This window comes from Microbacterium sp. Bi128, from assembly GCF_918698205.1.
In genome coordinates, this window is sequence record NZ_CAKKMM010000235.1 from 1 (window position 1) to 6,147 (window position 6,147).

A 6,147-nucleotide genomic window follows, 5' to 3' on the forward strand; every position below is an offset into this window, starting at 1 on the left:
GCCGCCCGGTCGGCCGATGAGCTGCACCGAGACGGGGTGTCCCGTGGCATCCGTCGTCACCGGCAGGGTGAGGGCGGGGAGCCCCGCGACGTTGACGAAGCTCGAGTACGGCGCGTACTCGACCTGCATCGCGAACGTGCGTTCCGGGTCGTGGCCGGCGTACCAGCCGACGGGCCGCGGTGATTGCGCCAGCGCGGGCGTGAGCACGGCATCGAACGCCGCGAAGTCGGCGATCGTCCGTCGCTCGAACGCGCGCGCCGCCGACAGCCCGCCGAGCAGGTCGACGGCCGACAGCGCCCGGCCCTCACGGACGAGCCACGCGGTGAGCGGCTCCACGAGCGTCATGTCCTCGTCGCTCAAGGGGATGCGCGCCGCGCTGGCGCGCCACAGCACGCGGAACAGCGACGCGTAGCCGACCGGATGCCATGCGGCATCCGTCACCCCGTGCCCGGCGCCGGCGAGCCACGTCGCGGCCGTTTCGAACGCCGTATGCGCGTCCGCATCCAGCTCGATGTCCTCGTCGTCGTCCCACGGCGACACGGTGGTGATGCCGACGCGGAGCGGACCGGGCTCGCGGCGTGCGGCCGCGAGGAACGGGCCTGCTCCGGGCGGCGCGGTGGCGTACGACAGCGGCGCCAGCCCCACGAGCGCGTCCAGCAGCAGTGCCGCGTCGGCGGCGGTGCGGGCGATGGGCCCGTTCACCGCGAGACCATCGGGCGAGTCGAAGCCGGAACCGATCGGCAGGCGTCCCCGCGACGGCTTCAGCCCCACGACCCCGACCGTCGCCGACGGGATGCGGATCGACCCGCCGCCGTCCGATCCGATCGCGGCCGGAAGCAGCCCCGCCGCCACGGCGACCGCCGCACCGCCGCTGGATCCGCCCGCACCGGCCGACGTCCGCCAGGGGTCGCGGGCGGGGGAGTGGATGAGGGGTTCGGTGAAGCCGGTCAGCCCGAACTCCGACGTGCTCGTCTTGCCGAGGCTCACCGCGCCGGCGGCATCCATCGCCTCGGCGAGAGGGTCGGATGCCACGGGCACGAGGTCTGCGCGGGCGCGCGAGCCGTAGCGGGTGGCCACGCCGGCGCGGGCGACGAGGTCCTTCTCGGCCGACGGCACACCCCACAGCGGGCCGCCGGAGGCGCCGGACTCGAGCACGGCCGCACGCGCGAGAGCGGCGCTGCGCGTGACCTCGGCGAAGGCGCCCAGGTCGGCGAACCGGCGGATGCGATCGAGGTAGTGGCCGGTCAGTTCGGTGGGAGAGAGCTCTCCCCGTCGCAGGCTCTCGACCTGGGCGACGAGCGACAGATCGTGGAGGGCGGGCATGGATCGAGCCTACGGCCGGCGTTCCGCTAGCCTCGCACCATGAAGATCCGGCTGTTGCGCGTGCTCGTCTACCTGGCCTCGGCCGCCGCGGGTCTCGTGCTCGCCGACCTTCTCGTCGACGGGTTCCGCATCTCGTGGCTCGACTGGTGGGGGTTCCTCGTGGCGATCGTGGTCTTCGCGATCGTCCAGAGCATCGCGACGCCGGTGGCGACGGGTCTCGCGGAGAAGCACGCTCCGCTCCTGCTCGGCGGCATCGGCATCATCGCGACGTTCGTGTCGCTGCTCGTCGTGGCGTTCCTGCCGTCCGCGGGCATCCGGATCACGACCGCCGGGGCCTGGCTCCTCGCACCGCTCGTGGTGTGGATCGTCTCGGCGATCGTGACGTGGGTGCTGACGGTGGTGCTGATCGACCGCCGGTCGAAGGCCGCCGTGCCCGCGAAGGGCTGAGCCTCATCAGATCCAGTACTCGGGGGCGGTGAGGAGGGCGCGGGTGTCCTCGCTCGCCCCGCGCGCTCGGGGTTTGGCGGGAACGCCTACGAGGACGCTGTCGGGGGGCGCGTCGCGGGTTACCACGGCATTCGCGCCGACGAGGGTGCGTGCCCCGATCGTGATGGGCCCCAGGATCTTCGCCCCGGCACCGACGGCGACCCCGTCGTGCAGCGTGGGGTGGCGCTTGCCGCCCTCGCGCTGACGGCCGCCGAGGGTGACCCCGTGGTACAGCATCACGTCGTCGCCGACCTCGGCCGTCTCGCCGATCACGACACCCATGCCGTGATCGATGAAGAAACGGCGGCCGATGGTCGCGCCGGGATGGATCTCGATGCCCGTCAACCAGCGCGAGACCTGCGAGATCGCCCGCGCCGGGAACCGCAGGCCGCGCAGCCACAGGCGGTTCGCCACGCGATACGACCACACCGCGTGCAGCCCCGGGTACAACAGGGCGATCTCGATCCCGCCCCTCGCCGCGGGATCGCGGAGTTTGGCGGCGGCGACGTCTTCGCGGAGGCGGGAGAAGACCCCCACGTCAGTCTTCGCGCAGGTGCTCGTACAGAGCGGTCGAGAGGTAGCGCTCGCCGTACGAGGGGATGATCACGACGATGTTCTTGCCGGCCGCCTCGGGGCGACGGGCGATCTCGAGCGCCGCCCAGATCGCGGCGCCCGAGGACATCCCGACCAGGATGCCGTCCTTGGCCGCGGTCTCGCGGGCGAGGCGGATCGCGTCGTCGAACTCGACGTCGATGACCTCGTCGATGATGTCGCGGTCGAGGATCGCGGGGACGAAGTTGGGTCCGATGCCCTGGATCTTGTGCGGACCGGGGTGGCCCTTGGTGAGGATGGGGGAGTCGGCCGGCTCGACGGCGACGACCTTCACGCCGGGGATGCGCTCCTTGAGCACCTGGCCCACACCCGTGATCGTGCCGCCCGTTCCGATGCCGGCGACGAAGTAGTCGACCTTGCCGTCGGTGTCGCGCAGGATCTCCTCGGCCGTGGTCTTGCGGTGGATCGCGGGGTTGGCCTCGTTCTCGAACTGACGAGCCCAGACGGCGCCCGGCGTCTCGGCGACGATGCGCTTGGCCTCGTCGACCGCGTGCGACATGCCCTTGGTGGGGTCGGTGAGCACGAGCTCGGCGCCGAACGCCTTGAGCAGGATGCGGCGTTCCTTCGACATTGAGGCGGGCATCGTCAGGATGACCTTGTACCCGCGCGCCGCGCCGACCATCGCGAGAGCGATGCCGGTGTTACCGCTCGTGGACTCCACGAGGGTGCCGCCGGGCTTCAGCTCGCCCGAGGCCTCGGCCGCGTCGACGATCGCGATACCGAGACGGTCCTTCACGCTCGAGGCCGGGTTGTAGAACTCGAGCTTGGCCAGGATCTGGCCCCCGGCTCCCTCGGCCACGCGATTCAGGCGCACCAGGGGGGTGTCGCCGAACGCGGAGGTGATGTCGGAGTGGATGCCGGGCATGGCTCGCCTTTCGCCGTCGGTCGGATCGCGACAATCCTAGGCGAGCGCGAGTGGGTGGGGTCCGTGTGTGACGCTGCACGACTAGGCTCGACTCCCGTCATGCCCGAGACCGTTCCCACCGCGCAGCCCGCCGTCGCCGGCATCGTCCGCGACACCGCCGCCCGCTTCGCCGCCGCCGGCATCCCCGACCCGCAGGTCGACGCCGAGCTCCTCGTCGCCCACGTGCTCGGCACGTCGCGCGGCGGAGTGCAAGCCGCCGCGATCCGCGGCGACCGTCTCCCCGCAGAGGCCGGCGCCGCCCTGGCTCCCCTCGTCGACCGCCGCTGCGCGCGCGAGCCGCTCCAGCACCTCACGGGCCTCGCGCCCTTCCGCTCGATGGAACTCGCGGTGGGTCCCGGCGTCTTCGTCCCGCGTCCCGAGACCGAGATGGTGGCGCAGCTCGCGATCGACGCCCTGGGCGCATCGGCATCCGCGTCTCCGATCGCGGTCGACCTCGGTACCGGCAGCGGGGCGATCGCCCTGGCCCTGGCCACCGAGGTGCCGCACGCGCGGGTCTTCGCGGCCGAGAACTCCGTCGAGGCCTTCATCTGGGCGAAGGAGAACGCCGCCCGTATCGGGGCCGCCAACCTCTCGCTCGCCTTCGTCGATCTCGCCGACGCCTTCCCCGACCTGGACGGCACGGTCTCGGTCGTGGCATCCAACCCTCCCTACGTCCCGGACGACGCGATCCCGCGCGATCCCGAGGTGCGGCTGTTCGACCCGCCGGCGGCGCTGTACGGCGGGCCGGACGGGCTGGATGCCGTGCGCGTGCTCAGCCGCGTCGGTCTGCGCCTCGCGCACCCCGGGGGCACGATCGTCATCGAGCACGGGGAGTGGCAGGGGAGCGCGATCCGCGAGATCCTCGCCGCCGACGGATGGCGGGCGGCGGCGACGCATCCCGATCTCACCACGCGCGACCGCGCCACGACCGCGATCCGTCCCTGACCGCGCGTCGCGCTCGGCGTCGGTAGACTGTCGCGCGACATGTCACCCGTCTACGACTGCCGTGACGAGTCGCAACTGCTCTCCGGGATGCGCCACGCGCGCCAGGCGATCAGTCGAGGCGAACTCGTCGTGCTCCCCACCGACACCGTCTACGGAATCGCCGCGGACGCGTTCAACGCGCGCGCCGTCGCGGGTCTGCTCGAGGCGAAAGGACGCGGTCGTCAGCAGCCGCCGCCGGTGCTCGTGCCCGGTGTGGGCACGTTGCGCGCCCTGGCGGCCGAGATCCCGCCCGCCGTCGACGACCTCGTGCACACCTTCTGGCCGGGCGGTCTGACGATCGTGCTGCCCGCCCAGCCGTCGCTGTCGTGGGATCTCGGCGACACCCACGGCACCGTCGCCGTCCGCATGCCGGCGCAGAACCTCACGCTCGAACTGCTCGAAGAGACCGGCCCCCTGGCGGTGTCCAGTGCCAACCGCACCGGCATGCCCGCCGCGGTGAGCATCGACGAAGCCCGCGACATGTTGGGTGACAGCGTCGCGGTGTATCTCGACGCCGGCGCCAGCGAGTGGGGCTTCGCCTCCACGATCGTGGACGCCACGACCTTGATCGGCGGTGCCGAGCCGCGGGTGCGAGTGCTCCGCGAGGGCACCGTGTCGCGCGCACGACTTCGCGAGGTGCTCGGCGACCTGCTCGAGCCCGACCCCGAGTCGGACGCCCCCTCGGGCGCCCCGTCGCCGACGGCGAGCACCGCCCCGGATGCCGAGGCCCCCGGGCCGTGACCCAGTATCTCCTCACCATCCTGTTCACGGCCGCGGTGACTCTCGCGCTGTCGTGGGTGGTGTGGAAGCTCGCGCTGCGTTTCAAGCTGTATCCCGGCATCCGGGATCGCGACGTGCACAAGACGCCGACGCCGCGCCTGGGCGGGGTCGCGATGTTCCTGGGCGTCGTCGCCGCATTCGCGTTGTCGAGCCGCAACCCGTACTTCTCGATCTTCTGGACCGACCCCGTCCCGGTGCTGTCGTTGCTGGGCGCGGTGCTCCTCATCGTGCTGGTGGGTGTCGCCGACGATCTGTGGGATCTGGACTGGATGATCAAGCTCGGCGCACAGTTCGTCGCCGCCGGCATCATCGCGTGGTTCGCGCAGCTGCAGATCCTGTCGCTCCCGATCGGCGCTCTCACGGTCGGCTCGGGGTGGGTGAGCTTCCTGCTGACGGTGTTCGCGCTCGTGGTCGTCATGAACGCCGTCAACTTCATCGACGGGCTGAACGGCCTGGTCGCCGGGGTGTGCCTCATCGCCAACGGCGTCTTCTTCGCCTACTCGTACCTCCTGGTCCGCGACACGGGGGCGAGCACGTACTTCAACCTCGCGTCGTTCATCGCCGCCGTGCTGGTGGGCGCGTGCCTGGGCTTCCTGCCCATGAACTGGACGCCCGCGAAGCTGTTCATGGGGGATGCCGGTGCCCTCATGCTCGGCCTGCTCATGGCCAGTTCGGCGATCGCCATCACCGGTCAGCTCGATCCCGCGGTCCTCGATCCCGAGAAGATCGGTCGCTCGCAGCTCCTCGGCGCGTTCATCCCGATCCTGCTGCCGGTGGTGATCGTGCTCCTGCCGCTGCTGGACTTCGGCCTCGCCGTGGCCCGGCGGCAGTGGGCGGGGCGTTCGCCGTTCTCGCCCGACCGCAAGCACCTGCACCATCGCATGCTCGACATGGGGCACAGCGACCGCGACGCCGTCCTCATCTTCTACGCCTGGACGGCGGTGGTGAGCCTGGCGTTCCTGCTGATGTACATCGGCACGCAGCAGAGCTGGCCCGGCGACTACCTGATCGGCATCGCCTTCGGCGTCGTCGGTGTCGCGGCGTGCCTCGTTCTGACC

General features: G+C 71.5%; 7 protein-coding genes. 4 read left to right on the top strand and 3 right to left on the bottom strand.

Annotated features, from left to right (window positions below):
- A partial coding sequence (locus LQV45_RS15685; protein ID WP_230007834.1) for an amidase occupies positions 1 to 1,323 on the bottom strand: 1,323 nt, incomplete at its 3' end.
- Between the two features lie 39 nt (positions 1,324 to 1,362).
- Between LQV45_RS15685 and LQV45_RS15690 the strand changes: the two genes are divergently transcribed.
- Positions 1,363 to 1,770: a phage holin family protein gene (locus tag LQV45_RS15690; protein WP_230007835.1), complete on the top strand. Its 408-nt coding sequence runs from the start codon at positions 1,363 to 1,365 to the stop codon at positions 1,768 to 1,770.
- A gap of 6 nt (positions 1,771 to 1,776) precedes the next feature.
- Here LQV45_RS15690 and epsC read toward each other — a convergent pair whose 3' ends face one another.
- Both epsC and cysK read right to left on the bottom strand, forming a co-directional pair.
- Positions 1,777 to 2,346, bottom strand: coding sequence for a serine O-acetyltransferase EpsC (gene epsC, locus LQV45_RS15695; RefSeq protein ID WP_230007836.1), 570 nt, complete (start codon positions 2,344 to 2,346; stop codon positions 1,777 to 1,779).
- A gap of 1 nt (position 2,347) precedes the next feature.
- Positions 2,348 to 3,286 carry a cysteine synthase A gene (gene cysK, locus LQV45_RS15700; protein ID WP_230007837.1) on the bottom strand — a complete coding sequence of 313 codons (939 nt, stop codon included), beginning with the start codon at positions 3,284 to 3,286 and terminating at the stop codon, positions 2,348 to 2,350.
- Between the two features lie 99 nt (positions 3,287 to 3,385).
- Between cysK and prmC the strand changes: the two genes are divergently transcribed.
- The 3 genes from prmC to LQV45_RS15715 form a co-directional block, all read left to right on the top strand.
- Positions 3,386 to 4,270, top strand: coding sequence for a peptide chain release factor N(5)-glutamine methyltransferase (gene prmC / locus LQV45_RS15705; RefSeq protein WP_230007838.1), 885 nt, complete (start codon positions 3,386 to 3,388; stop codon positions 4,268 to 4,270).
- Between the two features lie 39 nt (positions 4,271 to 4,309).
- Positions 4,310 to 5,050: an L-threonylcarbamoyladenylate synthase gene (locus LQV45_RS15710; protein WP_230007839.1), complete on the top strand. Its 741-nt coding sequence runs from the start codon at positions 4,310 to 4,312 to the stop codon at positions 5,048 to 5,050.
- Positions 5,047 to 6,147, top strand: a 1,101-nt coding sequence (locus LQV45_RS15715; RefSeq protein WP_230007840.1) for an MraY family glycosyltransferase, incomplete at its 3' end; no start/stop codon positions are given. The genes LQV45_RS15710 and LQV45_RS15715, both read left to right, overlap by 4 nt.

Bases quoted from the DNA above. Each gene is read 5' to 3' on its own strand.
- LQV45_RS15690 (WP_230007835.1), top strand. From the start codon at position 1,363: ATGAAGATCCGGCTGTTGCGCGTGCTCGTCTACCTGGCCTCGGCCGCC.
- cysK (WP_230007837.1), bottom strand. From the start codon at position 3,286: ATGCCCGGCATCCACTCCGACATCACCTCCGCGTTCGGCGACACCCCC.
- prmC (WP_230007838.1), top strand. From the start codon at position 3,386: ATGCCCGAGACCGTTCCCACCGCGCAGCCCGCCGTCGCCGGCATCGTC.
- LQV45_RS15710 (WP_230007839.1), top strand. From the start codon at position 4,310: ATGTCACCCGTCTACGACTGCCGTGACGAGTCGCAACTGCTCTCCGGG.